The following is a 24,066-nucleotide window of genomic DNA, read 5'->3' on the forward strand; positions in this document are numbered from 1 at the left end:
AGTGCTGCTCCGATCAGTGGTTCTGGCGGAAGACGCGGCGGATCGTCAGCAGCCCGACGAGCCCGGCGAGGAAGAGGAGGACGCCGACGGTCTGGCTGTAACCGAGGTCGGCGGCGATGAACGCCTTCTGGTAGACCAGGAACGACAGCGTGGTCGACGACGTGCCCGGACCGCCCTGCGTGAGCAGCAGCACGTGCTGCGCGGAGCCGAACAGCGTCCACAGGAACTGGAGCATCGTCACCACGCCGACGTAGTCACGGATCACCGGGAAGTGGACCGACCACATCGTCCGCCAGTGCCCCGCCCCGTCCAGCTGGGCGGCCTCGCCGAGTTCGTCGGGCACGCTGCCCAGCCGGGCGGCGAAGAGGACGGCGGTGAAGCCGATGCCGGCCCAGATGTCCAGGGCGATCAGACACGCCAGAGCCGTCGACGGGGAGGCCAGCCAGGCATCGGTCAGGGAGCCCAGGCCGATGCCCTCAAGACCGCCGTTGACCAGGCCGTCCGGTGACAGGGCCGCGTAGAAGACCATCGCCTTCGCCGGCGTCGAGATCAGCCCCGGGATGAAGAGCAGATACCGGATGACCCGGTGCCCGGGCGGCCGCTGGGCCACGTAGTACCCCAGCATGAACGCGCAGACGATCATCACCGGCAGGGCGACGGCCAGTTGTACGGCGGTGTTGCGGACCGCGTCCCAGAACACCGGGTCGTCCAGCACCACCCGGGCGTTGTCGAGGCCGGCGAAGGACACCGGCTGGAGCATGCCCGGCCAGTGCAGGGCCGCGATCACGAAGATGGCGAGCAGCGGCCCGACCATGAAGACCAGGTACCACACCAGTGCGGGCACCGCGAGGACGGTCCCGCCCTGCCGGGGCCGGCGCGCGGCCGGGGCGGGTGAGGAGGGCGGGGCGGACCGACGGGCCGCGCTGCCGTCCGGCGTCGTCGTGAGCGTCGTCATGCGGTGACTCCCGGAGAACGGGTGAGGGGGACGAGGAGGGGCCGGGCGGCGGGGGAGAGGAGGACCGGGCGGCTCATGCGGACCGGTACGCGGACTCGAGGGCGGAGCGCACGCGGGCCGGGCTCGTGCCCCGGGTGAACGACGTGCTGGTCGCGGTGATCAGCGGTTGCGCGGCGGCGGGCGGAACGTACACGTCGGGCAGGAGCACCTGGCTCACCTCGGAGCCGAGCCGCTGGGCCGCCCCGACCAGCGGGAAGCCGGTGCTCACGGCGGCCGTGCGCAGGGCCATGTCCCGGCCGCTCTCCGTCACGAACCGCGCCACGATGTCCGGGCGGTACATGAACCGCAGGAACCTCTCCACGTGCTCGATCTTGCGGACGCCGTTGGGGCTGATCCAGAACCCGATGAGGGTGTAGGCGCGGATGACGGTCGGGCCGTCGTGCGCCGCCCCGTCGGCCAGGGGCCAGCCGCCCACCTCGGTGTGCCGGGCCACCTTCTCGGGCACCTTGGCCAGGGCGGAGGACATCGCCGACTGCACGGCCGCCTCCTCGGTGTTGAACTGCGTGGTCATCGAGTCGGACGTGAGGCCCTGGGCCTTGTCCGCGAACACGCCGGCGTCGCGCAGGTGTGTGAAGTACTCGATGCCCCGGCGCGCGCCGCGCCCGCCGAAGTCACCCGTGGAGTAGACGTGCCGAGCCTCCTCCTCGGACAGGAACGTCTGGATGATCTGCGCCAGCAGCTTCTGGCCGGTCCAGTCGTTGCCGCCCACGGTCACCGGGGCGATCCCCTTGGCGCGCAGCTTGCGGGCCGCGGCGATCAGCTGGTCCCCGGTGGTGGGGATCTCGTCGACCCCGGCCCGGTCGAGCAGGGCGCGGTTGTAGGCGACGGGCCAGTTCGTGGCGAAGTAGGGAAAGGCCCGGACCCTGCCCTCGTCGTCGGTCCAGTCGGCCAGGGCCTCGGGCAGGACGCGCCCGCGCAGCCCCCAGTCGTCGAGGTAGCGGCCGACGTCGACGGTCGCGCCCACGTCCGTCCAGGCCAGCGTCTTGTCGTAGAGGTTGACCATCACGACGTCGGCCTCCTTGCGGGCCAGCCGGGAGGTCTCGTAGACCTGGCCGAGGTCGTCGCCGTTGATGAGGTTCTTGACCTTCACCCCCGGGTTCTCCTCGTGGAAGCGGTCCACGGCGGCCAGGTAGGTGGCCGAGCCCGGCGCGGTGGTGCCGAGCTGGGTGTGGACGACGAGGGTGTCCGGGTCGGAGTCCGCCGACGCCAGCGACGAGCAGCCGGACAGAGCGGGCAGGGCAGCGGCCGCGGCCAGACCGGAACCGGCGGCGAGCAGGTCGCGCCGCGTCAGCGATGAGCGCACAGGGGTGGTCTCCAACCAAGCGGTTAACGATTGGTTAATCGATGTACCTCATGAGGTGCGAGGACCATATGGAGTGGAGCGAGTGCGGTCAAGGGGGTGGCTCGGGGAGTTTCGCGGCCACGCGCCGATGCCACGTGCCGGTGCCTCGCGCCGGTGCCTCGCGGCCCGATCAGGCCGTCGCCTCGTCGCCCAGGGGGACGCCCAGCCGGTCGGCCACGGTGGTGAGGGCCGTTCCCAGCGGGAGCGCGACCCGGGTTGCGGCCTGCCGGTCGCCGCGGGTGGGGTCACGGTTGACGATCAGTACCGGCTTCTCGGCCTCGGCCGCCTGGCGGACGAACCGGAGCCCCGACATCACCGTCAGCGAGGAGCCGAGGACCAGCAGCGTGGACGCCTCGCGCACCAGCTCGCGGCAGTGCTCGACGCGGCGCGGCGGCACGGCCTCGCCGAAGAACACCACGTCCGGTTTGAGGATGCCGCCGCAGACCGTGCAGGGCACCACGCGGAAGTCCCCGACCTGCTCGTCGGTGAGGTCGGCGTCGCCGTCCGGGTTGATGCCGGCGGCCACCGGGGCGAAGCCGGGGTTGGCCTCCGCCAGCCGCCGGGCGAGCTCGCCGCGCGGGCTGAAGGTGCCGCAGGACAGGCAGACGACCCGGGCCAGGCTGCCGTGGAGTTCCACCACGTCCTCGCTGCCGGCGGCCTGGTGCAGCCCGTCGACGTTCTGGGTGATCACGCCGGTGAGCAGGCCGCGCCGCCCGAACGCCGCCACCGACAGGTGCCCCGCGTTGGGGCGGGCGCGGCCGAAGGTGCGCCAGCCGAGGTGACTGCGCGCCCAGTACCGGCGGCGGGCGTCGGGGTGCGCGGTGAAGTCCTGGTAGGTCATCGGCGTGTGCCGGCTCAGGCTCCCGCCCTCACCCCGGTAGTCGGGTATGCCCGACTCCGTGGAGATGCCCGCCCCGCTCAGCACCAGCACCCCGCCGGCGCGCAGCGCGTCGGCGACGGGCTCCAGGTCCGTGGTGCCCGGCGGCAGGTCCGCTCCCGGGGTCCAGCTCAGAGTGGGGCGCATGCGCATGCGGCAAGGGTACGGAACGCGCCGCCGTCCTTGGCGTGGCGGGGCGTGGCGGGGGCACCTGCCGCCGCCACGACCGCGCCCGCCGGACGCACACCGCGCCTGCCGCCGCGCGCCCGCCGGAGGCATGCCGTGCCTGCCGCCGGACCCGTGCCCGCCGGAGGCACGCGCCTGCCGCTGCGCGCCCGCCGGGACCGCGCCCGCCGGAGGCACGCCGTGCCCGCCGCTGCGACCCGTGCCCGTCAGAGGCACGCGCCCGCCGGAGGCATGCCGCGCCTGCCGCCGCCGCGACCGCGCCCGCCGGACGCACACCGCGCCTGCCGCCGCGCGACCTCCGGACGCACACCGCGACCGCCGCGCCAGCCGGGCGCACGCCGGGCCCGCGAGCGCCGGACGGCTTCGGCATGACCTTTCCCGTGCCGGGTGACAGACTTGCACTGTCCAGGGTGCCGAGAGGCTCCCGCCTGCGAGAGGCGGCCTGGCCCGGGAGTGGTCGATGTTCCGCAAGCGTCCCGCACCTGACGGCGAAGAGCTGCTCGCCCGGCTGTCGTCGCTGACCACCCGGGCGAGGGAGCTCGCCGAACTGCGGCGGTCGCAGGTGGAGCTGGCGATCGCCCTCCAGCGCGACATGCTTCCCAGTGACCTCCCCGCCGTTCCGGGCATCCATCTGGCCGCGTGCTACTCGCCCGCGTACGCCGGACTCAACGTGGGAGGCGACTGGTACGACGCCTTCACCCTCCCCGACGGCCGCATCGGCCTGTCCGTCGGCGACGTCCAGGGGCACGCCATCGACGCGGCCGCCTTCATGGGCCAGGTCCGGGTGGCCCTGCGGGCGCTCGCCTCCGTGACGAGCGAGCCGGGCGACCTCCTCGCCTGCACGAACGAGCTGCTCCTCGCCCTGAACAAGGATCTCTTCGCCACCTGCACCTTCATGCGCCTCGACCCGGCCACCGGAGTACTGGAGAGCGCCCGGGCCGGACACATTCCCTGCGTCCGGGCCACGGCCGACGGCAGGGCGGAGGTCTGCCGGGACGAGGGGGGACCGCCACTGGGCGTCATGGCGGGAACCGAGTACCCGGTGACCCGGTACCGGCTCGGCACGGGCGGAGTGTTCGTCCTGGTCACGGACGGCGTCGTGGAGGGACCGTCGCTGAGCGTCGACGAAGGTCTGGAGAGGGTGGTGCGGCTGGCGGGCCTCGCCGCCGTCGTCGGCATGGAGGCGCACGCGCTGGCGGCCGGTGTGCTGAAGAACGCCGAGCGGATAGGACACGAGGACGACGCGGCCGTACTCGTCGTCGGTCATGACGGGCGTGCCGTTACCCCGTAGGGCGGGACGCCGCGGCTCCCGCCTCGCTGATGCGGCCGCACCGGTGTCTGATGGCTGCTGTGGTGGGAATCCGTGCGTGGCCGAGACCGGTCGTCCTGGCCTGTGAGACGCTGCTCGTCGCCGCCTGCTACTACGCGGCGGGGCGGCTGGGGCTGTCGCAGCGACTGACCGCCGACGGGGCGATCGTCACGCCCATCTGGCCGCCCACCGGCCTGGCGGTGGCCTGTCTGCTCCTGTTCGGCCCGTGGTGCGTGCCGGGCATCGCCGTCGGCGCGCTCCTGGTCATCGTCTCCCTGGGGCAGCCCGGGGCCGAGGCCGTCGGGATCGTGGCCGGCAACACCGCCGCCCCGGTCTGCGCCTGGCTGATGCTGCGCGCGGTGGGGTTCCGGCTGAGCCTGAGCCGCCTGCGCGACGGACTGGCGCTCGTCTTCCTCGGGGCGCTGGCCGCCATGCTGATCAGCTCGGGAGCGGGCGTCGGCATGCTCGTGCTGTCGGACAAGCTCCCCACCCACCATCTCGGGCTCATCTGGCTGGCGTGGTGGGTGGGCGACGCCATGGGCGTCGTCCTCGTCACTCCGCTGCTGCTCCTGCTGTACCGAGCCCGCCTGCCGCCCCCGTCGTCGGTTCGCTGGGGCGAGGCCCTCGGCCTCACCGTCGTCGTGTGCGTGGCGGTGCCGCTGATCATGTACAGCTCGGTCAGCGTGCTGTTCCTCGCCTATCCGCTGCTGATCTGGTCCGCGCTGCGCTTCCAGCTGGCGGGCGGCATACCGTGCGCCCTCTTCGCCTCGGTGATGGCCACCGTCGTGGCCCGGCAGGAAGCCGGCTCCTTCGGGAAGCTGACCGAGATCGAGACGATGATGAAACTCCAGGCGTTCAACGGGACCCTCGGACTGACCGCGCTCCTGCTCTCCGCGGTGATCAGCGAACAGCTCAACACCAGACGGTCGGTGGAAGAGGCCTGCCAGGAGCTGGTCGAGGCGCTGCAGCACCTGAACGCCGGCGGCTCCGCGAACCCCGGGGCGCCCGGAGGACAGGCGCGGTGAGCCCGGCGGCGGATTCCCCGCCGCCGGCACCACCGCCGCAGGCCCGGCGCCGGAGTCACCCCCACGCGGACGTGCGTGCGGAGGTCAGAAGTCGTAGTCGTCGATGTTCCCGGCGTCGAAGACCGTCGGATCGCCGAGGGTGATGACGCCGTTCCCGCCGAGCTTGAACCAGCCCATGTCCCCGGCCAGGAACATCTGCCCCTCCCGGCCGGTGATCTGCCCGGAGGCGAGGGCCACCGCGGCGTGACCGGCCAGCTCGCCGAGCTTGGCCGGGTCCCACAGCACGAAGGCCTCCACCGTGCCGTCCTCGACGTAGGGGCGCATGTCGTTGGGGGCGCCGAGGCCGGTGAGCTTCACGTCGCCCTTGGACTGCGACTGGGAGAGGTACTTCGCGGCTGCCTTGATGCCGTTGGTGGTGGGGGAGATGATCCCCTTCAGGTTCGGGTGCTCCTCGAGGAGCCCTTCGGCCTCCCGGTACGACTTCTCCGCCTCGTCGTCGCCGTAGACGACGTCGACGAGCCGCATGTCCGTGTACCGCGCGTCGTCCAGCTCCTTCTTGATGCTCTTGATCCAGGCGTTCTGGTTCGTCGCCGTCCGGGCGGCGGACAGGATCGCGATGTCGCCCTTGTAGTCCATCTGCTCGCCGAGCAGTTCCAGCTGTCGTACGGCGATGTCCTCGGAGCTCGCGGGGGAGACGAAGGCGTAGCGGCACTCGGGCTTGGTGTCGGAGTCGTAGGTGACGACCTTGATGCCCTCCGCCATGGCCTGCTTGAGGGCGTCGCACAGCGCGTCGGGGTCCAGCGCCGAGACGGCGATCGCGTCGGCCTTCTCCTCGGTGAGGGCGTTGATGTGGGAGACCTGACCGGCGGCGTCGGAGCCCTGGTCCGTGCCCACTTCCTTGAACGTCGAGCCCAGCTGCTTGACGGCCCGCTCACCGCCCTCGTCGGCCACCGTGAAGTACGGCGTGTTGACCTGCTTGGGCAGGAAACCGACGTTCAGGCCCGTCTTGGTGGGCGCGTTGGGCGACGCCTCGGCGTTCTTGGCGTTGGCCGTACTGTCGCCGTCCGCCGATTCGTCCGTGTCACCGCACGCGGCGGTGAGCAGACTGAGCGAGGAGACGGCGGCGAGCAGTACGGAGGCGCGACGTGAGGGGGATGTGCGCATGTGCTTCTTTCGGTGAGTCGACGTGCGGCACCCGAGGCCGTTCGCCGGGGGCGTTCGGCCGGGGGAGGGGCCTGCGGGTGCGTGAAAGTCGCGTGGGGGTCGCCCGAGCGTGGGGCCAGGGCACTGAAAGGTTTCAATGGGCTTGACCGGGACGTTAGGCAGAAACGACGTTGTGGTCAATGGACTTGCGGGAAACAGTTCTTGTGCCCGCGGCCCCTCGGTCCTGCCCCTCGGGGGATTGCGAAACCGGCGCCGGGATACGGAGGTTGCGCCTGTCGACTCGACGCGGCCGTGCTCCCGCACCACCGCTACGTCGTTGCCCGCGCGTCCGTTGCCCCCGTACGGCCGAGGGTGCGGTCGAAGAGCGTCAGCAGCAGGTAGAGCACGCCGGCGCCGAGCATGACCCAGGCGAGCTGGTGCAGGCCGCCGGTGTCGGCGTGCTGCCCGAAGGACGCGGCGGTCGCGGAGGAGGCGACCATCGAGCCGATGTAGGCGAAGGTGCGCAGCAGTCCGGCCGAGGAGGCGGTGCGCTCGGGGTCGGCCTGGAAGTAGACGGAGTTCTGCAGGGCCAGGTTGTTCAGCCCCTGCGGCACACCGAATATCAGGGCGACCACCAGCAGCATCCACAGGGGGCTGTTCCCCGTGAGCGTGAGGATCACCAGGCAGGCGACGATCTGTCCGACCGCGCCGAGCAGCAGCTTCCCGCGCACGCTCCCGCTGCGGCGCCCGGAGAGTATGGAGACCCCGATGGCCAGCAGGAACATGGGGATCTGGGCCAGCCCGGCGTGAAAGGGCGTCAGCCCGAAACCCTCTTCGGTCCACTGGGTGAAGCCGTAGAGGAAGGCGTACGCGACGACGTACGCGACCAGCGCCCGCCCGTAGGTGGCCAGGAGCGGGGTGTTGCCGCCGAGGACCCGCAGATCGATGAACGGGGTCTTGGCCCGCAGCTCCCGGACCGCGAACGCGGCCCCCGCGGCGGCGGAGATCGCCAGCAGGTACCAGTCGCGCAGGTGCAGGTTCATCAGGAAGAGCAGCAGCGAGACGAGCATCGCGGCGAACAGCCCCATGCCGGGCAGGTCGAGCTGGGCGGTCAGGCGCCCACGCCCCGGGGAGCCGGCGCTCCCGGACGACTTGGGCAGCCGCAGCATCCCGAGCAGCACCGCCGCGACGGCAAGCGGCACGTTCAGCGCGAACGTGGCGCGCCAGCCGCCCGCCGCGATCAACAGGCCGCCCAGCAGCGGGCCGACGACGGCGATGGTCTGGTTGGCGACCGCCAGCGCGGTGAGCACCCCGCCCGGACTGTCCCGTCCGGTGCGCTCGGCCTCGCTGCGCACCAGTGCCATCGCCGCGGGATAGCCGGCGCAGGTGCCGAAGCCGAGCAGGACGCGGGCCGCGATCAACACGCCCAGGTTCGGTGCCAGGGCGCCCACGACACCGGCGACGCCCACGAGGCCGGTGCTGAGGAGGAAGAGCCTGCGCGGGCCGAACAGGTCTATGAGCCGGCCCACGACCGGCTGTCCGAGCGAGGTGGCCAGGTAGAGGGCGGAAACGAGCCACGCGGTCTGCGACGCCGGTGCGCCCAGGGCCCGGCCGATGGGTACGAGGGCGACGGCGATGACCGTCGAGTTGATCGGGTTCAGGACCGAGCCCAGCAGCATCGGGGGCAGCAGCCGACGGTCGAAGCGCGGCTTGTCCGTGTCCCCCCTCAAGGCCGCCTTCGCGTCAGTCACGGGTCAGTCGCTCCAGCACGGCCATGGTGGTGATCACGGCCCGGCGTTCCTCTTCGGTGCACTTGTCCTGCAACTGGCCGGCGAGCCATTCCGTCCGGGCCTGCCGCCCTTCCTCCACCCGGCGTTGGCCTTCTTGGGTCAGCGTGATCAGCAGACGCCGCCCGTCGTCCGGGTCGGGGCGCCGCTCCAACAGGCCCATCGAGGCGAGGGACGCGACCGTCGCCGTCATCGACTGGTGCCGCACCCCTTCGGCGGCGGCGAGTTCACTGGCCGTGACGCCGCCCTTGCCGGACAGACGGGCCAGGACCGAGGCCTGGCCCAGGGTGATGTCCTCCACCTCGGAGGCCTTCAGGATGCGGCGCCGCAGGCGGCTGATGACCGCGCGGACCTCGCGCGACGCCTGAATCGCCGACGGCGACAGGCTCTGGTTCTCGCTCATGTGCGAGAGCCTAGCTTCTACAGATTCAACTGTACAGGTGTGCCTGTATAACGTGTCGAGCGTGTCGTCAGGCCGCGACCGGCATGCGCTCACGCACCCACGTCTCGAAGGAGGTGGGTGACAGTCCCAGCTTCCGCGCGAACTCCGGGAGCGCGGGCTGGGGGGACTCGTTGAGATGCGACTGCCCGAACCCCATGTCGGGCATGCCGGCGGCGACCGCCTCGTCCTCGGTCAGGTCGGGTGCCGTCAGGGTCGTCTTCAGGTGGCCGGAAAGGATGGTGGCGATCTCCGTCATGCTCAGGTGGTCGCTCGCCAGTTCCAGCTCGACCCCGTCGAAGCGCTCCGGCCTGGCCACGGCCGCCGCCGCGGCGGCCCCGATGTCGTCGACGGCGACGAGTGACAGCCGGGTCGTGGGCTTCAGCAGGCTCACCAGACCGCCCTCCAGGCCGCGCGGGAACATGATGGCCTCCGAAGGGAGGAAGTTCTCCATGAAGAAACCCGGCTTGATGAGCGTCCAGTGGGCGAAGCCCGCCTCGCGCACCCGGTCCTGGATCCCGGACTTCGCCGCATAGTAGGGGCTCATCCAGGCCCAACGGCCCTTCACCCAGCTCGTGTGCTGTCCGGCGCCGGAAACGGAGGTGTGCACGAACTGGGGTACTCCGGCCGCCCTGGCGCCCTGGATCAGGTGGACGGCCTGGGCGACCTCGCCCTCGAAGCCGCGCCCTTCGAGGTCGGGCATCTGGACGGAGAAGACGGCACGGGCCCCCTCGGCGGCCCGGGTCACGGAGTCGAGGTCGTCCAGGTCCCCGGCGACCAGTTCGGCTCCGAGCGCCTCGACCGCCGCCGCCCGGTCGGTCGAGGGATCGCGGACCAGTGCGCGGACCGCGATGCCCGACCTGAGCAGGGCGCGGGTGGTGGCGCCGCCCTGCCGGCCGGTCGCGCCGGTGACCAGAACGGGTGCGGAAGCTGTGGGCATGGTGTCCTCCGGGACCGGGACGGCGAAATATAAATGGCGGGGGCCGCCACTTATCTCCTGGGTACGATACGGAGGACCCCGCCACTTAGCAATCCCGATCAGCCATCCCGATCGGCAATCCCGAAGGGACGCCATGCCCGAGAACCAGCGCGCGGACGCACGGCGCAACTACGCCCGGATCCTGGCCGTGGCCGAACAGGAGGTCGCCGCCCACGGCGCCGACGCGTCCCTGGAACGGATCGCCCGCATCGCCGGTGTCGGCTCGGCGACGGTGCGCAGGCACTTCCCGAGCCGACGCGCCCTGCTGGAGGCCGTGTTCGGAGAGCGGATCGAGGCCCTGTGCGCCCGCGCCACCGCGTCGGCCGAGGCGGCCGACGCCCGGACCGCGCTGTTGGACTGGCTGGGCGCGCTCACCGAGTACGCCGCCTCCGCACGGGGCATGGCCGAGGCGCTGGCCCAGGACCGGCTGGTCGACCCGGAGCATGTGAACGTCTGCTCCGTGAAGCTCGGCGGCGCGGTCGAACCGCTGGTGCGGCGCGCCGCCCAGGAGGGGGTGGTGGCGCCGGGCGTCACCCCCGCCGACCTCGTCGCGCTGGTCACGGGCATCGCCCTGGCCACGGAGCACCATCCGACCCCCGCCGCCGAGGCGCGTCGACTGCTGGACCTGACCGTCGAGGGCGTCAGTCCGCCGAGGTGAGCGGGGTGCGCCGCCCCGGCGTCACCTCGTCGGCAGTCGGCAACCCCGAGGGGCACACCCCGGGACGGCGCCACGTGGCTCACCACACCCCGTTCCCGGCACGAGCGCCGACGTGCGCCCCGACGTGCGCGCCGACGTGCGCGCCCGTCCGCGGCCGTCGGCCGACTCCGCACGGGTGGCGAGCCTGCCCGGACCGACGTCCGTCCGCGTGGCCTGCCGGGTCGACGGCGGTCCGGTCGAGTACGACGGCTACAGCAACGACGCCCGCTCCCAGACGTCCGCTCCCAGGAGTGCCCACATGCCGACCCCTCCCACCCGGTACCCGAGTTCCGCCCCGCGCCGCGGCCGGCGGCCCCCGCGCGCGCTGGGCGGCACGGTGTGCCTGCTCGTCCTCGCCGGTACGGCTCTGTCCACGGCGCCGGCCCCGGCCGCCGAGGCCGCGCTCCCGCCCGGCCCGGTGTCCTGGCACCCGGACCTGTCAAGGACGGGCGGCGACGACGTCAACGTCCGCTACGACGCGGGCGCCCTGCGGGTGCGGGACGGCTCCGTCAGCCCCGCTTCCCTGGGCCGGGACCGCGGCTACGCCTCCGCCGTGCTGGAGACGCACCACATCGACCGGCCGGTGAACCGGGTCACCGCGAGCCTCGACGCGACGGTGCCCGAGGCGGCGGACGTCCAGGTCGACGTACGGGGACGCGCGGCCGACGGAACCTGGACCGAGTGGCGGCGGGCGGCGCCCGGCGCCCCGGCCCGGCTGCCCCGCGACGTCGTCGACGTCCAGGCCCGCCTCACCCTGTGGAACGCCAAGGGCGAGCCCACGGCCGCCGTGCGGGCGGTGACCCTGACGGCGGACGACACGCGGAGCGTCCCCGCCGAGCCCGCACCCGCCTCCGCCTTCTCGGCCCGCGTCTACGCCACCCGCGAGGGCCTGGTGGGACACACCACCGCCAACGGCCACGTCATCCGCGAGAACGACCACTTCGTGGCCCTCCCCTCCCGGCGGGCGCTCTCGCCGAACGGCAGCGGACAGTACTCGGTGCAGGTGTGCGGGCCGGCCCGCTGCGAGACGGCGCCGGTGTGGGACGTCGGTCCCTGGAACACGCACGACGACCACTGGAACCCCGCCGCGCAGCGCGAGCAGTGGAAGGACCTGCCGCAGGGCCTCCCCGAGGCGCAGGCCGCGTACGAGGACGGCTACAACGGCGGACGCGACGAGTTCGGCCGGCAGGTCGCCAATCCGGCGGGCATCGACCTGGCCGACGGCACCTTCTACAACGTCGGCCTCGACGACAACGGCTGGGTGACCGTCACCTATCTGTGGACCGACGGCGGCGGCGACACCAAGTCGTTCCCGACGTGGGGCACCGACGTGAGCGTCCGGCAGCAGGCGACGGCCACCTCCACCCGCGTGGCCGGCCTGCCCGGGCCCACGACCGTGCGGGTGCGGTGCCAGGTCCACGGCCAACTTGTCACCTACGACGGCTACGGCAACGACGCCTGGTCCTACCTGCCCGACTACGGCGGCTACGTCTCCAACATCTTCATCGACGTCGCCGACTCATGGCTCCCGGACGTGCCCACCTGCTGAGCCGGTCACAGGGCGTCGGCGCGTACGGCGGTGGTCGCCAGCGTGGTGTAGTGCATCGTGAAGCGGCCCCCGAGCGCGTCGACGGCGCGGCCGACCGCGCCCAGTATCCCGTCCAGCTGACCGGGACTCAGCCGGGTGAGGCCGCCGGTGGTGGGGAGCAGGTCCAGCCACTGGTCGCGCGTGTAGGACCGCTGCCAGTCGAACCGCCACTGCTCCGGGTCGTGGAACCGCCCGGTCTCGCGGATCCTGTCGGCGAACTTCGCGTACCCCGCTTGATACATCTCCAGCGGACGCCGAGCCGGCTGGTCGCTGAACGGGGAGTCGGGCGCCACCCGCCGGCAGGCCGCGGCGAACGGCTCGGCCACCTCGGCGGGCGGTTCGAATACGTGCCCGAAGATCGTCAGGCGCCCCTTCGGACGCAGCACCTGGGCCGCCTTCGCGGCGCCGGCGACCGGATCGACCCAATGCCACGACTGGGCGGCCGTCAACGCGTCGAACGTCCGGCCTGCCGGTTCCCAGGCCTCGAAGGTCGTCACCTCGACCGGCAGACCGCGGGCCTGCGCGAGGCCGGCCATCCGCGCGTCCGGCTCGATGCCCAGCACGGCGCAGCCGGCGGCCAGGAACTGGCGGGCCGCGATGCCGGTGCCGCAGCCGACGTCGAGCACGTCGGGCCCCGGGCTCCCGGAGACGACACGCGCCACCAGGTCGTCGGGGTATCCGGGGCGGGCCCGGTCGTAGCGTTCGGCGTCCGTGCCGAAGGATTCGGCCGTTTGCCGGGCCTGATGCGACTGCGGTGGGGGCGGCGACTGCGGTTGGGGCTGAGCCGGTTGGGGCCGAGCCGGTTCGGGCTGGGCGGGCTGCTCTCGCGGTAGAGTGGGCATGCGTTCACTTTAGTGGGCAAGCGCCCACTTGCCAACGGTGCCAGGAGCCTGGCCCGCGAGAGGAGCCGCAAGTGCCGACCGGGGTTCACCTTCGCGACGCGCGGCAGCAGCTGTTCGACGCCGCCGAACGCGTGCTGCTGCGCGACGGCCCGGACGGGCTGACCAGCCGGGCCGTCACCGACGAGGCGGCCTGCGCCAAAGGCCTCCTGCACCGGCACTTCACCGACTTCGAGGCCTTCCTCGCCGAGCTGGTGCTCGACCGCGCCGCACAGCTCGAGACGCAGGCGCACGCGCTGCGCGAGACCGTCGGCACCGGCACCGTGGCCGACAACCTCACGGGCGCGCTGACCACCCTGTTCGGGCCGGTTCCCGTGGCGATCATCCCGCTCATCACCTTCCGGGACGAGTTGCGCGCGCGGCTGCGGCAGACGAAACCCGGAGGCGGCATCGCGATCCTCGCCCAGGTCACGACCGCGGTCTCGGACTACCTGGCCGACGAGCGCGCCATGGGCCGCATCGCGGCCGACGCCGACATCGACTCACTCACCCTCTCCCTGGTGGGCGGCGGCCATCTCCTGTTCGCGGACCGCGACCCCGGCCCACCGACCACCGCGACCGTCAGCAAGCTGGTGACCACGGTGCTCGCCGACGTCGTGCAACGGCGGCCGCGCTGACCCGGCCCGCGGCCCGCGAGGACCGCATGGACTCGACGTGCGGAACCCGCACCGACGCCCACGGCGACCCGACGCGGACGCGCCTTGCCGCGGCGGTGGCCTCGGCCGTGATCGTCGGCGCCGGACTGGCCCTCAGGGCCGCGGCGGCGGGAGACGTGGCCAAGTACGGCGGAGACGCGCTGTACACCCTGCTGGTCCTCGCCCTCGTCTTCGTGGTGGCGCCGTCGACGTCACCGGCGAAGGCCGCCGGCGCCGCTCTGGCCGTGAGCTGGGGTGTGGAGTTTCTTCAGCTCACCGATCTGCCGGCCCACCTCGCCCGGCAGAGCACGGCCGCTCGGCTGGTCCTCGGTTCCACCTTCAACGCACCGGACCTCTTCTGGTACGCGGTCGGCGCGGTGGCCGGCTGGTCCGTCGTGACCCGGATGCGCAGGGCAGGTGCGCGCCCGCCGCGGTGACCCCTCGTAGCGCCGCCGGCCGGCCGGCTCAGCCGAGCGTGAACCGCACCGGTGTCCCGGCCGCGGCCTGGGCCACCGCCGCCAGGGCGGGTTCCGCGACGACCGCGACGACGGGGTAACCCCCTGTCGTCGGGTGGTCGTGCAGGAAGATCACCGGGCGTCCGTCCGGCGGGACCTGGACGGCGCCCAGCACCATGCCCTCACTCGGCAGTTCACCCGTCCGCGCCCGCTCCAGCGAAGGTCCCTCCGTACGCAGGCCGATGCGGTTGCTGTGCGGGGAGACGCGGTACGTGGCCGAGGTGAGCGTGCGCAGGGCGGCGGGGGAGAACCAGTCGGCGCGGGGACCCGGGCGTACGGGCAGGACCAGTTCGGCGGGCGGCGCGGGCCAAGGGGCGGCGACGGGCAGCGCCACCGGCCGGGCCGGGGCCCCCACCTCGACGACGTCTCCGTCGCGCAGGGGCTCAGGTCCCAGCCCCGACAGCAGGTCAGTCGAGCGGCTGCCCAGCACGGGTTCGGCGGCGACGCCGCCCGCGAAGGCCACGTACGAGCGCACGCCGGCGGTCACCGCCCCCACGTCCAGCACCGCGCCCGCCGGCACCCGCACCGGAGCGCCCCAGGCGGCGGGCCGGCCGGCCACAGTCACCGGGCAGGGCGCGCCGCCGACCACGGCGGTGATGTCGCGGTCGGGCCGCAGGGCGCACCCCGTGAGGGTGGTCTCCAGGACGGCCGCCCCCGGATCGTTGCCGAGCAGCCGGTTGGCGAGCCGCATCGCGGGGGAGTCCAGTGCGCCGGAGCGGGGGACACCCAAGTGGGCGTGGCCGTGCCGGCCCGAGTCCTGCACCGTCGTCAGGGCACCGCGGCGCACGGTCGTGAGCTTGGCCGTCATGCCCCCGCCTTCGCGGGGATGCCGTCCGCCGTGACGAAGCGCACACGTGTCCCCGGCGCGAGGAGGGCCGCGCGCTCCCGCGTGGGGTCCCACAGCGGTCGCGGGTCGGGCATGGTGCCGATCAGCTGCCAGCCGCCCGGCGTGGAGCGCGGGTAGACGGCGCTGTACGGCCCGGCCAGTGCGACCGCCCCGGCCGGCACACGGGTCCTCGGGGTGGACCGGCGCGGTACGTGCAGCCGGGGTGGCAGTCCGGTCAGGTAGCCGAAGCCGGGCGCGAAGCCGCAGAACGCGACCCGGTAGGTGCGGGAGGTGTGGCGGGCGGCGACCTCTTCGGGCGCGACGCCCCACAGGGCCGCCACGTCGGCCAGGTCCGGTCCGTCGTAGCGTACGGCGATCTCCACGACGTCCCCGTCGTCCGCGCCACCCGGCGGTACGGCCCACTCGGTGAGCGTGCGGGCCAGCGCCTCCGGATCCGGCACCCCGTCCAGCAGTACGGTCCGTGCCCCCGGCACGATCTCCCGCACCGGCGGCAGCGTCCCGGCGGCGCGTCGGCGCAGCACCTCGGCGTGGAAGGCGGCGGTGCCTTCGGCGTCGGGCAGCTCGACGAGGAGTGCGTGACGCCCGGCGGGACGCGCCGAGAGGGGCGGGCTCCCTGTCATGCGAACGCCTCGATCCCGACCCCCGAGGCCTCCAGCGCCTCGCGCACCCGCGCCGCGATCCTCGACGCGTTCGGAGTGTCGCCGTGGACGCACAGCGAGCGGGCGGCGACCGCGACGGTCGTCCCGTCCACGGCCTCGACCGTCCCCCGCACGGCGAAGCCCAGCGCTTGCCGTACCACCGCCTCCTCGTCCGTCACGACGGCGTTCGCCTCGCGCCGGGGGACCAGGGTGCCCCTCGGCGTGTAGGCGCGGTCCGCGAAGGCCTCGGGCACACCGGTGAGCCCGGCCTCGCCGGCGGCGGTGAGCAGTCGCGAGCCGGGCAGGCCCAGCACCGGGAGCGCACCGCCCGCGAGCCGGATCCCGGCCACGACGGCACGGGCCTGCCCGTCGTCGTGGACGGTCCGGTTGTAGAGCGCGCCGTGCGGCTTCACGTACGCCACCTCCGCCCCGGCGGCCTCGGCGAACACCCTGAGCGCGCCGATCTGGTACGCCACCTCGGCCGCCAGCTCGTCCCCGGGCACCTCCATGGCGCGTCGTCCGAAGCCCGCCAGGTCGCGGTAGGACACCTGGGCGCCGATCCGCACCCCGCGCTCGGCGGCGAGATCGCACACGCGGCGCATCACCGAGGGATCGCCCGCGTGGAAGCCACAGGCGACGTTGGCACTGCTGACGACGGAGAGCACGGCGTCGTCGTCGGTGAGGGTCCAGCGGCCGAAGCCCTCGCCGAGGTCTGCGTTGAGGTCGATCACCTCTTGAAAGTAGACGATCGTTGAACGATCCGACAAGAGATCGATGCCCCTCCGTGGTGGTGGCGGCGGTGGTGGCGATGGTGGCGGTGGGACGAAATCAGCCTCTTGTTAGATCGTTCAACGATCGCTAGTGTCCGTGCATCTGCCACGTATCCGGAGCTATGGTCCGAGGACCGTTGAAGCCGCGGCTCCGAAGCTCCCGGATCCGTGCCCTGCCCCCTCATGCCTGAAGAAGGCCACCGAATGATCGTTCTTCTCGGTGTGGTCGTGGTGATCCTCGGATTCGTCACGCGCCGCAACCCCGTCCTCGTGGTGGGCGTCGCCGGTATCGTCACCGGTCTGCTCGGCAAGATGAACCCGCAGGAGGTCCTCGCGGCCTTCGGCCGGTCCTTCGCCGACAGCCGCTCGGTCACCGTCTACGCCATCGTGCTCCCCGTGATCGGGCTGCTCGAGCGCTACGGCCTGCGCGAACAGGCACGCAACCTCATCGGCCGGCTGGGCAGGCTCAGCGCCGGCCGGTTCCTCACCGTCTACCTGCTGGTCCGGCAGGTCACCGCGGCCTTCGGCCTGAACAGCATCGGCGGTCCGGCGCAGACCGTGCGGCCCCTGGTGGCGCCCATGGCCGAGGCCGCCGCCGAACGCACCACCGGGGCCAAGCTGCCCGACCGCCTGCGCGAGAAGGTGCGCTCCTACTCGGCGTCGGCCGACACCGTGGGCGTCTTCTTCGGCGAGGACTGCTTCATCGCCATCGGCTCCATCCTGCTGATCACCGGCTTCGTCAACTCGACGTACCACCAGCACATCGAACCGACCCAGCTGGCCCTCTGGGCGATCCCGCTCGCCGTCTGTGCCTTCCTCATCCACGGCGCCCGGCTGCTGCTCATGGACAAGCAGCTCGAGCGCGAGATCGCGCTCGCCGCCGCCGAGCACGACCTGCCGCTTCCCGAGGAGGCCGCCAAGTGATCAAGGTCGAATGGCTGTACTGGCTGATAGGCCTCGTCTTCGTCGTCATGGCCGTGCAGATGGCCACCGACCGCAGCAACCCCAAGCGGTGGACGTCCGCGGCCTTCTGGGGCCTGCTCGGACTGACCTTCCCCTACGGCACCGGCGTGGCCACCGCCGGGAAGGGCGGCTGGACCCTGCCCGCCGAACCGCTCGGCGTCGCCGTCCTCGCCCTGATCGTGCTCGCCGGCTTCAACTTCCTGGGCAAGGGCGTCCCGGTCACCACCACCGGCGAGCAGCGCGAGGCCGCCGCCGACCGGCTCGGCAGCAAGATCTTCATTCCCGCGCTGACCATCCCGCTCGTCGCCATCGTCTGCGCCTCCGTGCTGGACGAGTCCGGGCTCTTCGAGTCGGGACAGGCCACCCTCCTCGGGCTCGGCCTCGGATGTGTCGTCGCGCTCGTCGTCGGCATGCTCGTCACCGGCGAGAAGAAGCTCTCCGTCCCGATCCACTCCGGCCGCTCCATGCTGGAGGCGATGGGCTCCGCCCTGCTGCTGCCCCAGCTGCTGGCCGTGCTCGGCTCGATCTTCGCCGCCGCCGGAGTCGGCGACCAGGTCGGCGACATCATGGACAAGGTCCTGCCGGACGACTCCAAGTACCTCGCCGTCATCGCGTACTGCGTCGGCATGTTCCTGTTCACCGTCATCATGGGCAACGCCTTCGCGGCGTTCCCGGTGATGACCGCGGCGATCGGCTGGCCGGTGCTCATCCAGCAGATGCACGGCAACGAGCCCGCCGTCCTCGCGATCGGCATGCTGGCCGGCTTCGCCGGGACGCTCTGCACGCCGATGGCCGCCAACTTCAACATCGTCCCGGCCACCCTGCTCGAACTCAAGGACCAGTACGGGCCGATCAAGGCGCAGCTTCCCACCGGCGTCGCGCTGCTCGGCTGCTGCACCGTGATCATGGCGCTCTTCGCCTTCTGAGCCGCAGCCCGGGCCCCTCGCCCGGCCCCGCACCCGTCCGCCCCGCAAGGAGTGCTCATGACCCGTGTCCTCGTCACCGGCTTCGCCCCCTTCGGCGGTGAGCGCGTGAACCCGTCCTGGCAGGCCGCGTCGCTGGTGGCGGCCGAACCGCCCGCCGGGCTCACGGTCACCGCCGTCGAACTGCCCTGTGTCTTCGGCAAGTCCCTCGACGCCCTGCGCGACGCCCTCCGGGCCGAGAACCCCGACCTGGTGCTCTGTCTGGGCCAGGCGGGCGGCCGCCCCGGGGTCACCGTCGAACGCGTCGGCCTCAACGTCGACGACGCACGCATCCCCGACAACGCGGGGCGGCAGCCCATCGACGAACCTGTGATCCAGGACGGTCCCGCCGCCTACTTCTCCACCCTCCCCGTCAAGGCCTGCGTCGCCGCGATGCGCGAAGCCGGTGTCCCGGCCGCCGTGTCCAACACGGCCGGCACTTTCGTCTGCAATCACGTGGCATACGGCCTCGGCCATCTCATCGCCACCGAGTTCCCCCACATACGCGGCGGGTTCGCGCACGTCCCCTGGGCGCCGGAGCAGGTCCCCGACGGGACCGCGCCCTCCCTCCCGCCCGCGACCGTCGCCCACGGCCTGCGCGCCCTGCTGGCCGGCGCCGCCCGTACCCCCGCCGAGCAGGACCTGAAGGTCACCGAAGGAGCCACGCACTGATGCCGCTGAGCACCCACGCGGCCCGATTCGCCGGGCTCGCCCTCGCCAACATCACCCGCGAGTACCCCAACTTCCCCGCCCACCTGATCACTTCGCCCGACGAGCATCTCGAACCCCGCTCCCTGCATCCCGCCTTCTACGGCGCCTACGACTGGCACTCCTCGGTCCACATGCACTGGCTGCTCCTCCGCGTGCTCCGCCGCCACGGCGGCACGCCCGCCCTGCCGGACACCGGACCGGCCGTCGAGGTGCTCGACCGGCACCTCACCCCCGGCCATCTCGCCGCGGAAGCCGCCTACCTCCGTGACCGCCCCTCCTTCGAGCGGCCCTACGGCTGGGCGTGGCTGCTCGCGCTCGCCGCCGAGTGCAGGGCCTTCAAAGGCGAGAGCGGCGAACGCTGGGTCGCGGCACTGGCGCCTGCCGTGGACGCCGTGGACGGGCTGTTGGCCGACTGGCTGCCCAAGGCCACGTATCCCGTGCGCCACGGCAACCATCCCAACAGCGCCTTCGCGCTGGGCCTCGCACTCGACTCGGGAGAGCTGTCCGCGGCTACCGACCTGGCCGTGCGGGAGCGCCTGACGGCCTGGTTCGCCGACGACCACGACGCCCCCGCGCACTGGGAACCGTCGGGGCAGGACTTCCTGTCCCCGGCGCTCAGCGAGGCCGACGCGATGCGCAGGGTGCTGCCGAAGGAGGGGTTCGCCGAGTGGCTCGACCGCTTCCTGCCCGCGCTCGGCTCCGGCGCCCCCTGCCCGCTGCTTGAGGTGCCGGTCGTCTCCGATCACGCCGACCCCCAGATCGGCCACCTGCTCGGCCTGACGCTCAGCCGGGCGGCCGCCCTGCGCTCCGTCGCCGACGCCTTGCCCGCCGGAGCGGTCCGCGACCGCCTGGGGGAGGCGGCCGAGGCGCACCTCTCGGCAGGCCTGCCCGCGGTGGAACGCGGCGACTTCACCACCGACCACTGGTTGGCGACCTTCGCCGCACTGGCGCTCGACCCCGTCGCCGGGCGCTGACCCGGCCGGCGGTCAGGTCGGCGCGCGGTCGTCGGCGCCGGAGGCCGGCGCGCGCCGAACGGGCATCAGCGTCTCCACCGTGCCCTGCCCGAGGTGCTCCAGGATCAGCCGGTCCACCAGGACGGGCTTCTCCAGCGGTACCAGGTGGGAGGCCCCCGCGACCCCGGCCGACGGGGACCCCGGGACCCCGGGATCGCCCGGATACGGCCCGGCTCCTCGGCGGTGAGCCTCGTCGGGCGTCATCGCGTCGAGCGTCCGCGGCTCGACGAAGGACTCGGCGGCCGGGCGGAGGTTGGCGCCGATCACCACGAACCGAGCGCACCAGGTCGGGCCTTGCCACGGCGACGAGCAGCGCGGCGACGCCTCGTCGCTCGAGCCGACGAGGTGCGCGGGGCCGCCCACCATCCTTTCCGGCGGCGAGTTCGGCACGCAGGTTTCCGCCGCGGCACACGCACCCGCAACGCCGGGCTCAGCCCTCCGGCCGCAGCAGGCCGCGCCGGTAGGCGGGCACCAGGTGCCGTGGGACGCGGTAGGTCACCCCGTCCACCGTCACCGGCACCAGCGCGGGTGCGGCCGCCTTCCACTGGGCGCGCCGGTGGCGGGTGTTGCTGCGGGACATCTTGCGCTTGGGAACGGCCATGGGACGGGTCCTTTCAGCAGACGGCTGACCGGCTCCGCGCGCGCTCACCGAGCGGCGGAGCCGAACTGGACCACGACGCTACATGAAAACGGTGTTCATTGTTAATTGGTGGTGCCGACGCGCCGCAGCGCCCGCACCAGCGCCTCGACGCCCGCCTCCGCCTTGGACCGGGGGCAGCCGACGTTGAGCCTTACCCGTCCCGGGGAGCCGTAGGCGGCCCCCGGCATGACGGCCACCTTCTCCACCTCCACCAGCTCGCGTTGGAGCACGGCGTCGTCGACGCCCAGGGGGCGCAGGTCGAGCCAGGCCAGGTATCCCGCCTGCGGGGGCTCCCAGCCGAGCCGCGGGAACTCCGCGCCGAGGCGGTCGGCGACCATCGCGAGGTTGCCCGCCAGATAGGTGCGCAGGGCGTCCAGCCAGGGCGCCCCCCTGCGGTACGCGGCGATGTGGCCGACCAGTGACAGCACCGCCGGGGAGGAGAGGCCGTCCGCGTCCTTGAGTTGCCGCAGGTAGGCGTCGCGCGACGGGGCGTCACCGATGATTCCGTAACTGCCCGTCAGAGCCGGGATGTTGAAGGACTTGGACGCCGAGGTGACCACGGCCCACCGGCCGTCACCGCCGTGCCGTGCCCAGGGACGGTGGACGTGCGGGGCGTACGCCAGGTCGGAGTGGATCTCGTCGCTGATGACCGCCACGTCGTGCCGCGCGCACAGCCGGGCCATCCGGTCCAGCTCCTCGGCGGTCCACACCCGGCCCGTCGGGTTGTGCGGTGAGCACAGCAGCAGTACGGCCGTGTCGGGGAGCGCCAGGAGCCGTTCGAGCTCCGCCCAGTCGTCCAACGGGCAGCCCCGCAACCGCCGTCCGCCCGCCGCCACCGTCTTGGGGAAGGCGTCGTACATGGGGGTGTGGGTGACGACGCCGTCACCCGGCCGCGACCACAGCCGCAGCAACTGCGAGATCTGATAGACGACGGAGGGCGCGTACACGACCGACCCGGGGTCCACGTCGGTCGCGTGGCGCGAGGCGTACCAGTGGACGATCGCGGAGAGGAAGTCGTCCTGGCGCCACCGTGAGTAGCCGAGCACCCCGTGGTCCAGCCGTTCGCGCAGCGCCGCAAGGATCTCCGGGGCGGTCTCGAAGTCCATGTCGGAGATCGTGAACGGCAGCAGGTCCGGGACACCGAACCGGTCCTGTACGTAGTCCCACTGCGTGCACCAGGTACCGCGCCGGTCCACCGGGGTGTCGAAGTCGTACGACAGCGACGGGGGCGGCGTTCGGGCCCCGTGGACCGGGGAGGAGGGCGACGTCATGGTCAGCCCACCGGGATCATCGTGGCGAGGGCGTCCTTCACCGACTGGACCTGCGGGCCGATGACGACCTGCACGTTGTGGCCGTCGAGCTTGATGACGCCCACGGCCCCCAGCTTCTTCAGCCGTGCCTCGTCGACCCGCTCGGCGTCCTGGACCGTCATGCGCAGGCGGGTGATGCAGTTGTCCAGGGAGCGGATGTTGCCGGCGCCGCCGATCGCGTCGAGGATGGCGACGGCGTCGTACTTCCCGGCCACCAGCTCACGCGCCGGCCCCGGCACCTTGTCGGAGCCGGCCGGCGCGCCGCCGTCCCGCTGGTCCTCGCCCCGCCCTTCCGCGTCCTGCTTCTCCGAGTCCTGCTCCTCCGCCTCCTGCTCCGGGGCGTCCTCGCGGCCCGGAGTCTTCAGGTCGAAGCGGGTGATGGCCCAGCGGAACAGGAAGTAGTACACGGCGAACCACACCGCCGCGATCACCGGCACCAGATACCACTTGGTCGTCGAGCCCTGGAGAACGCCGAAGACGAGCCAGTCGATGACATTGCCGTCGGTGTTGCCGATGAAGACGCCGAGCACGGCCGCCGTGAGGAACCCGAGTCCCACCAGGACGGCGTGGATGGCGTACAGCCACGGGGCGACGAAGAGGAACAGGAACTCCAGCGGCTCCGTGATGCCGCCCACCACGCAGGCCACGACGCCGGACACGAGCAGCGCCTTGATCTCCGGGCGCATCCGCCGCTTCGCGCAGTGGTACATCGCGAGCGCGGCGCCCGGCAGGCCGCCCAGGTAGGCCGCCATCTTCCCCTGGGAGAGGAAGTGCGTCGCGTCGGTGACCGCGGAATTGGGTGCTGCCGAGCAGTCCAGCTGGGCGTAGAACAGGTTCAGGGCGCCGGAGACGTGGTCGCCGCAGACGGCTCCCGAGCCGCCGACGTCGGTGAAGCGGAACATGGCGACGAGGATGTGGTGCAGGCCGATCGGGCGCAGCAGCACCTCGCCCATGCCGAAGAAGAACGGCCCGAAGACCCCCGTGTGTCCGATGCCCCGGCCCACGGCGGTGATCCAGCCGTTGAAGGTCGGCCACACCAGCGGGATCAGCAGACCGAGCACGCTCAGCACCAGGGCCGAGATGATCGGGACGAAACGCAGCCCTCCGAAGAAGGCCAGCGCGTCGGGCATCCGCTGCGTGCGAAAGCGCCGGTGGAGGAGGCTGACAACGACGCCGACGGCCACGGCGCCGAGCAGGCCCGTGTCGATGGACTGCACACCCAGCACGTCGGCGATGCCGTAGTGCTCGATCGCCTTCTCGTCCTCGAAGTCGACACCCTTGGCGGTGAGGTAGAAGTTCACCGCGAGGTTCATGGCGGCGAAGCCGACGAAGCCCGAGAACGCGGCCACGCCCTTGTCCTCGCGGGCGAGACCGAGCGGGATCGCCATGGCGAACAGGACGGGCAGGAACGTGAAGGCGACCAGACCCGTGTTGGCCATCCAGGTGAAGACGAGGTGGAAGCCCTCGCCCTTCAGGAAGGCAACGTTGTCAGTGACGGCTTCGCTGGACAGGGACGAGCCGATGCCCAGCATGATGCCGCAGAACGCGAGCAGGGCCACCGGGAGCATGAACGTCTTGCCGAGCCCCTGGAGGAATTCCCAGAGAGCGGCCTTGGTCTTCTGCATGTGAACGGAACTTTCGAGCCTGGGGGGACGGACCCGATCGCTCGCAGTGGCGAGGCGGGCCGGCGGGCGCAACGAGCGGCGGAAGACATGACGAGGGGGTCGGCCCGACCTCGCGTGAGGCAACCCGGGGATCGCCCGGTGACCACGCCAG

The 24,066-nt window shown here is 72.5% G+C and carries 24 protein-coding genes and 1 pseudogene; 10 read left to right on the top strand and 15 right to left on the bottom strand.

Features of this window, described 5'->3' with window-relative positions:
• Positions 1-13: 13 nt before the first annotated feature.
• The 3 genes from ACGH7X_RS37975 to ACGH7X_RS37985 all read right to left on the bottom strand — a co-directional run bounded on the left by ACGH7X_RS37975 (position 14) and on the right by ACGH7X_RS37985 (position 3,387).
• Complete coding sequence (locus tag ACGH7X_RS37975; protein ID WP_399894769.1) at positions 14-955, bottom strand: carbohydrate ABC transporter permease; 942 nt, start codon at positions 953-955, stop codon at positions 14-16.
• Between the two features lie 73 nt (positions 956-1,028).
• Positions 1,029-2,318, bottom strand: coding sequence for an ABC transporter substrate-binding protein (locus ACGH7X_RS37980; RefSeq protein WP_399894772.1), 1,290 nt, complete (start codon positions 2,316-2,318; stop codon positions 1,029-1,031).
• A 169-nt stretch (positions 2,319-2,487) separates the two neighbouring features.
• On the bottom strand, positions 2,488-3,387 hold the full coding sequence (locus tag ACGH7X_RS37985; RefSeq protein WP_399894774.1) for an NAD-dependent protein deacetylase: 900 nt from the start codon (positions 3,385-3,387) through the stop codon (positions 2,488-2,490).
• A gap of 493 nt (positions 3,388-3,880) precedes the next feature.
• Here ACGH7X_RS37985 and ACGH7X_RS37990 point away from each other — a divergent pair, with 493 nt between their 5' ends.
• Together ACGH7X_RS37990 and ACGH7X_RS37995 are read left to right on the top strand one after the other, a co-directional pair.
• Entirely contained in the window at positions 3,881-4,711 is an 831-nt protein-coding gene (locus ACGH7X_RS37990) for a PP2C family protein-serine/threonine phosphatase (protein ID WP_399894777.1), read from the top strand.
• Positions 4,712-4,761: 50 nt separating this feature from the next.
• Positions 4,762-5,754 (top strand): MASE1 domain-containing protein, encoded by a 993-nt coding sequence (locus tag ACGH7X_RS37995; RefSeq protein WP_399894780.1) that lies wholly within the window; start codon positions 4,762-4,764, stop codon positions 5,752-5,754.
• Between the two features lie 84 nt (positions 5,755-5,838).
• Here the strand turns inward: ACGH7X_RS37995 and rhaS are convergent, their stop codons facing one another.
• The 4 genes from rhaS to ACGH7X_RS38015 form a co-directional block, all read right to left on the bottom strand.
• Entirely contained in the window at positions 5,839-6,918 is a 1,080-nt protein-coding gene (rhaS, locus tag ACGH7X_RS38000) for a rhamnose ABC transporter substrate-binding protein (RefSeq protein ID WP_399894783.1), read from the bottom strand.
• A gap of 308 nt (positions 6,919-7,226) precedes the next feature.
• Positions 7,227-8,648 (bottom strand): MFS transporter, encoded by a 1,422-nt coding sequence (locus ACGH7X_RS38005; RefSeq protein WP_399894785.1) that lies wholly within the window; start codon positions 8,646-8,648, stop codon positions 7,227-7,229.
• A complete protein-coding gene (locus ACGH7X_RS38010) occupies positions 8,641-9,087 on the bottom strand; it encodes a MarR family winged helix-turn-helix transcriptional regulator (RefSeq protein ID WP_399894787.1) in 447 nt (148 codons plus the stop codon). The genes ACGH7X_RS38005 and ACGH7X_RS38010 overlap by 8 nt, the downstream gene beginning before the upstream one ends.
• Positions 9,088-9,154: 67 nt before the next feature.
• Positions 9,155-10,063: an NmrA/HSCARG family protein gene (locus ACGH7X_RS38015; protein ID WP_399894789.1), complete on the bottom strand. Its 909-nt coding sequence runs from the start codon at positions 10,061-10,063 to the stop codon at positions 9,155-9,157.
• A 133-nt stretch (positions 10,064-10,196) separates the two neighbouring features.
• Here ACGH7X_RS38015 and ACGH7X_RS38020 point away from each other — a divergent pair, with 133 nt between their 5' ends.
• Positions 10,197-10,760, top strand: coding sequence for a TetR/AcrR family transcriptional regulator (locus tag ACGH7X_RS38020; protein ID WP_399894790.1), 564 nt, complete (start codon positions 10,197-10,199; stop codon positions 10,758-10,760).
• A 112-nt stretch (positions 10,761-10,872) separates the two neighbouring features.
• On the top strand, positions 10,873-12,348 hold the full coding sequence (locus tag ACGH7X_RS38025; RefSeq protein WP_399894793.1) for a hypothetical protein: 1,476 nt from the start codon (positions 10,873-10,875) through the stop codon (positions 12,346-12,348).
• A 5-nt stretch (positions 12,349-12,353) separates the two neighbouring features.
• Here ACGH7X_RS38025 and ACGH7X_RS38030 read toward each other — a convergent pair whose 3' ends face one another.
• Entirely contained in the window at positions 12,354-13,229 is an 876-nt protein-coding gene (locus tag ACGH7X_RS38030; RefSeq protein ID WP_399894796.1) for a class I SAM-dependent methyltransferase, read from the bottom strand.
• 71 nt (positions 13,230-13,300) lie between these two features.
• On the opposite strand from ACGH7X_RS38030, the gene ACGH7X_RS38035 reads away from it, so the two are divergent.
• Positions 13,301-13,903 (top strand): TetR/AcrR family transcriptional regulator, encoded by a 603-nt coding sequence (locus tag ACGH7X_RS38035; protein WP_399894798.1) that lies wholly within the window; start codon positions 13,301-13,303, stop codon positions 13,901-13,903.
• Positions 13,904-13,929: 26 nt separating this feature from the next.
• Complete coding sequence (locus ACGH7X_RS38040) at positions 13,930-14,358, top strand: DUF2809 domain-containing protein (protein ID WP_399894801.1); 429 nt, start codon at positions 13,930-13,932, stop codon at positions 14,356-14,358.
• 28 nt (positions 14,359-14,386) lie between these two features.
• On the opposite strand, the gene ACGH7X_RS38045 is transcribed toward ACGH7X_RS38040, so the two are convergent.
• From ACGH7X_RS38045 to ACGH7X_RS38055, 3 genes are read right to left on the bottom strand one after another with little or no spacing between them, the layout of a single operon-like run.
• Positions 14,387-15,244 (bottom strand): biotin-dependent carboxyltransferase family protein, encoded by an 858-nt coding sequence (locus ACGH7X_RS38045; RefSeq protein ID WP_399894804.1) that lies wholly within the window; start codon positions 15,242-15,244, stop codon positions 14,387-14,389.
• The gene (locus ACGH7X_RS38050) at positions 15,241-15,903 is read right to left on the bottom strand and encodes an allophanate hydrolase subunit 1 (protein ID WP_399894807.1); all 663 of its coding nucleotides are present in this window, start codon (positions 15,901-15,903) and stop codon (positions 15,241-15,243) included. Before ACGH7X_RS38050 ends, ACGH7X_RS38045 begins: the two co-directional genes overlap by 4 nt.
• Entirely contained in the window at positions 15,900-16,652 is a 753-nt protein-coding gene (locus ACGH7X_RS38055) for a LamB/YcsF family protein (RefSeq protein ID WP_399894810.1), read from the bottom strand. The genes ACGH7X_RS38050 and ACGH7X_RS38055 overlap by 4 nt, the downstream gene beginning before the upstream one ends.
• Positions 16,653-16,895: 243 nt before the next feature.
• Between ACGH7X_RS38055 and ACGH7X_RS38060 the strand changes: the two genes are divergently transcribed.
• Genes ACGH7X_RS38060 through ACGH7X_RS38075 form a run of 4 tightly spaced genes read left to right on the top strand, consistent with a single transcriptional unit; the run spans position 16,896 to position 20,301 of the window.
• The gene (locus ACGH7X_RS38060) at positions 16,896-17,615 is read left to right on the top strand and encodes a DUF969 domain-containing protein (RefSeq protein WP_399894813.1); all 720 of its coding nucleotides are present in this window, start codon (positions 16,896-16,898) and stop codon (positions 17,613-17,615) included.
• Complete coding sequence (locus ACGH7X_RS38065; RefSeq protein ID WP_399894816.1) at positions 17,612-18,580, top strand: DUF979 domain-containing protein; 969 nt, start codon at positions 17,612-17,614, stop codon at positions 18,578-18,580. Before ACGH7X_RS38060 ends, ACGH7X_RS38065 begins: the two co-directional genes overlap by 4 nt.
• 57 nt (positions 18,581-18,637) lie before the next feature.
• Positions 18,638-19,288 (top strand): pyroglutamyl-peptidase I, encoded by a 651-nt coding sequence (pcp, locus tag ACGH7X_RS38070; protein ID WP_399894819.1) that lies wholly within the window; start codon positions 18,638-18,640, stop codon positions 19,286-19,288.
• Complete coding sequence (locus tag ACGH7X_RS38075) at positions 19,288-20,301, top strand: DUF2891 domain-containing protein (protein WP_399894822.1); 1,014 nt, start codon at positions 19,288-19,290, stop codon at positions 20,299-20,301. Before pcp ends, ACGH7X_RS38075 begins: the two co-directional genes overlap by 1 nt.
• A 12-nt stretch (positions 20,302-20,313) precedes the next feature.
• Here the strand turns inward: ACGH7X_RS38075 and ACGH7X_RS38080 are convergent.
• The 4 genes and pseudogenes from ACGH7X_RS38080 to malX all read right to left on the bottom strand — a co-directional run.
• Positions 20,314-20,712 (bottom strand): annotated as a pseudogene (locus ACGH7X_RS38080) (alpha/beta fold hydrolase); the annotation flags it as partial.
• A gap of 58 nt (positions 20,713-20,770) precedes the next feature.
• Complete coding sequence (rpmF, locus tag ACGH7X_RS38085; protein WP_399894824.1) at positions 20,771-20,941, bottom strand: 50S ribosomal protein L32; 171 nt, start codon at positions 20,939-20,941, stop codon at positions 20,771-20,773.
• A gap of 101 nt (positions 20,942-21,042) precedes the next feature.
• A complete protein-coding gene (locus tag ACGH7X_RS38090) occupies positions 21,043-22,251 on the bottom strand; it encodes a MalY/PatB family protein (protein ID WP_399894827.1) in 1,209 nt (402 codons plus the stop codon).
• Positions 22,252-22,253: 2 nt separating this feature from the next.
• Positions 22,254-23,915 (bottom strand): maltose/glucose-specific PTS transporter subunit IIBC, encoded by a 1,662-nt coding sequence (gene malX / locus ACGH7X_RS38095; protein WP_399894830.1) that lies wholly within the window; start codon positions 23,913-23,915, stop codon positions 22,254-22,256.
• Between the last annotated feature and the right edge of the window lie 151 nt (positions 23,916-24,066).

This window comes from Streptomyces sp. BBFR51, from assembly GCF_044591655.1.
In the GTDB taxonomy this organism is placed as follows: Bacteria; Actinomycetota; Actinomycetes; order Streptomycetales; family Streptomycetaceae; genus Streptomyces.

Excerpts from the sequence above, each read along its gene's own strand:
- ACGH7X_RS38090 (WP_399894827.1), bottom strand. The coding sequence starts at position 22,251 with ATGACGTCGCCCTCCTCCCCGGTCCACGGGGCCCGAACGCCGCCCCCG.
- ACGH7X_RS38030 (WP_399894796.1), bottom strand. The coding sequence starts at position 13,229 with ATGCCCACTCTACCGCGAGAGCAGCCCGCCCAGCCCGAACCGGCTCGG.
- ACGH7X_RS37975 (WP_399894769.1), bottom strand. The coding sequence starts at position 955 with ATGACGACGCTCACGACGACGCCGGACGGCAGCGCGGCCCGTCGGTCC.
- rpmF (WP_399894824.1), bottom strand. The coding sequence starts at position 20,941 with ATGGCCGTTCCCAAGCGCAAGATGTCCCGCAGCAACACCCGCCACCGG.
- malX (WP_399894830.1), bottom strand. The coding sequence starts at position 23,915 with ATGCAGAAGACCAAGGCCGCTCTCTGGGAATTCCTCCAGGGGCTCGGC.
- ACGH7X_RS38050 (WP_399894807.1), bottom strand. The coding sequence starts at position 15,903 with ATGACAGGGAGCCCGCCCCTCTCGGCGCGTCCCGCCGGGCGTCACGCA.
- ACGH7X_RS38045 (WP_399894804.1), bottom strand. The coding sequence starts at position 15,244 with ATGACGGCCAAGCTCACGACCGTGCGCCGCGGTGCCCTGACGACGGTG.
- rhaS (WP_399894783.1), bottom strand. The coding sequence starts at position 6,918 with ATGCGCACATCCCCCTCACGTCGCGCCTCCGTACTGCTCGCCGCCGTC.
- ACGH7X_RS38020 (WP_399894790.1), top strand. The coding sequence starts at position 10,197 with ATGCCCGAGAACCAGCGCGCGGACGCACGGCGCAACTACGCCCGGATC.
- ACGH7X_RS38015 (WP_399894789.1), bottom strand. The coding sequence starts at position 10,063 with ATGCCCACAGCTTCCGCACCCGTTCTGGTCACCGGCGCGACCGGCCGG.
- ACGH7X_RS38075 (WP_399894822.1), top strand. The coding sequence starts at position 19,288 with ATGCCGCTGAGCACCCACGCGGCCCGATTCGCCGGGCTCGCCCTCGCC.
- ACGH7X_RS37985 (WP_399894774.1), bottom strand. The coding sequence starts at position 3,387 with ATGCGCATGCGCCCCACTCTGAGCTGGACCCCGGGAGCGGACCTGCCG.
- pcp (WP_399894819.1), top strand. The coding sequence starts at position 18,638 with ATGACCCGTGTCCTCGTCACCGGCTTCGCCCCCTTCGGCGGTGAGCGC.
- ACGH7X_RS38060 (WP_399894813.1), top strand. The coding sequence starts at position 16,896 with ATGATCGTTCTTCTCGGTGTGGTCGTGGTGATCCTCGGATTCGTCACG.
- ACGH7X_RS37995 (WP_399894780.1), top strand. The coding sequence starts at position 4,762 with ATGGCTGCTGTGGTGGGAATCCGTGCGTGGCCGAGACCGGTCGTCCTG.
- ACGH7X_RS38040 (WP_399894801.1), top strand. The coding sequence starts at position 13,930 with ATGGACTCGACGTGCGGAACCCGCACCGACGCCCACGGCGACCCGACG.
- ACGH7X_RS38010 (WP_399894787.1), bottom strand. The coding sequence starts at position 9,087 with ATGAGCGAGAACCAGAGCCTGTCGCCGTCGGCGATTCAGGCGTCGCGC.
- ACGH7X_RS37990 (WP_399894777.1), top strand. The coding sequence starts at position 3,881 with ATGTTCCGCAAGCGTCCCGCACCTGACGGCGAAGAGCTGCTCGCCCGG.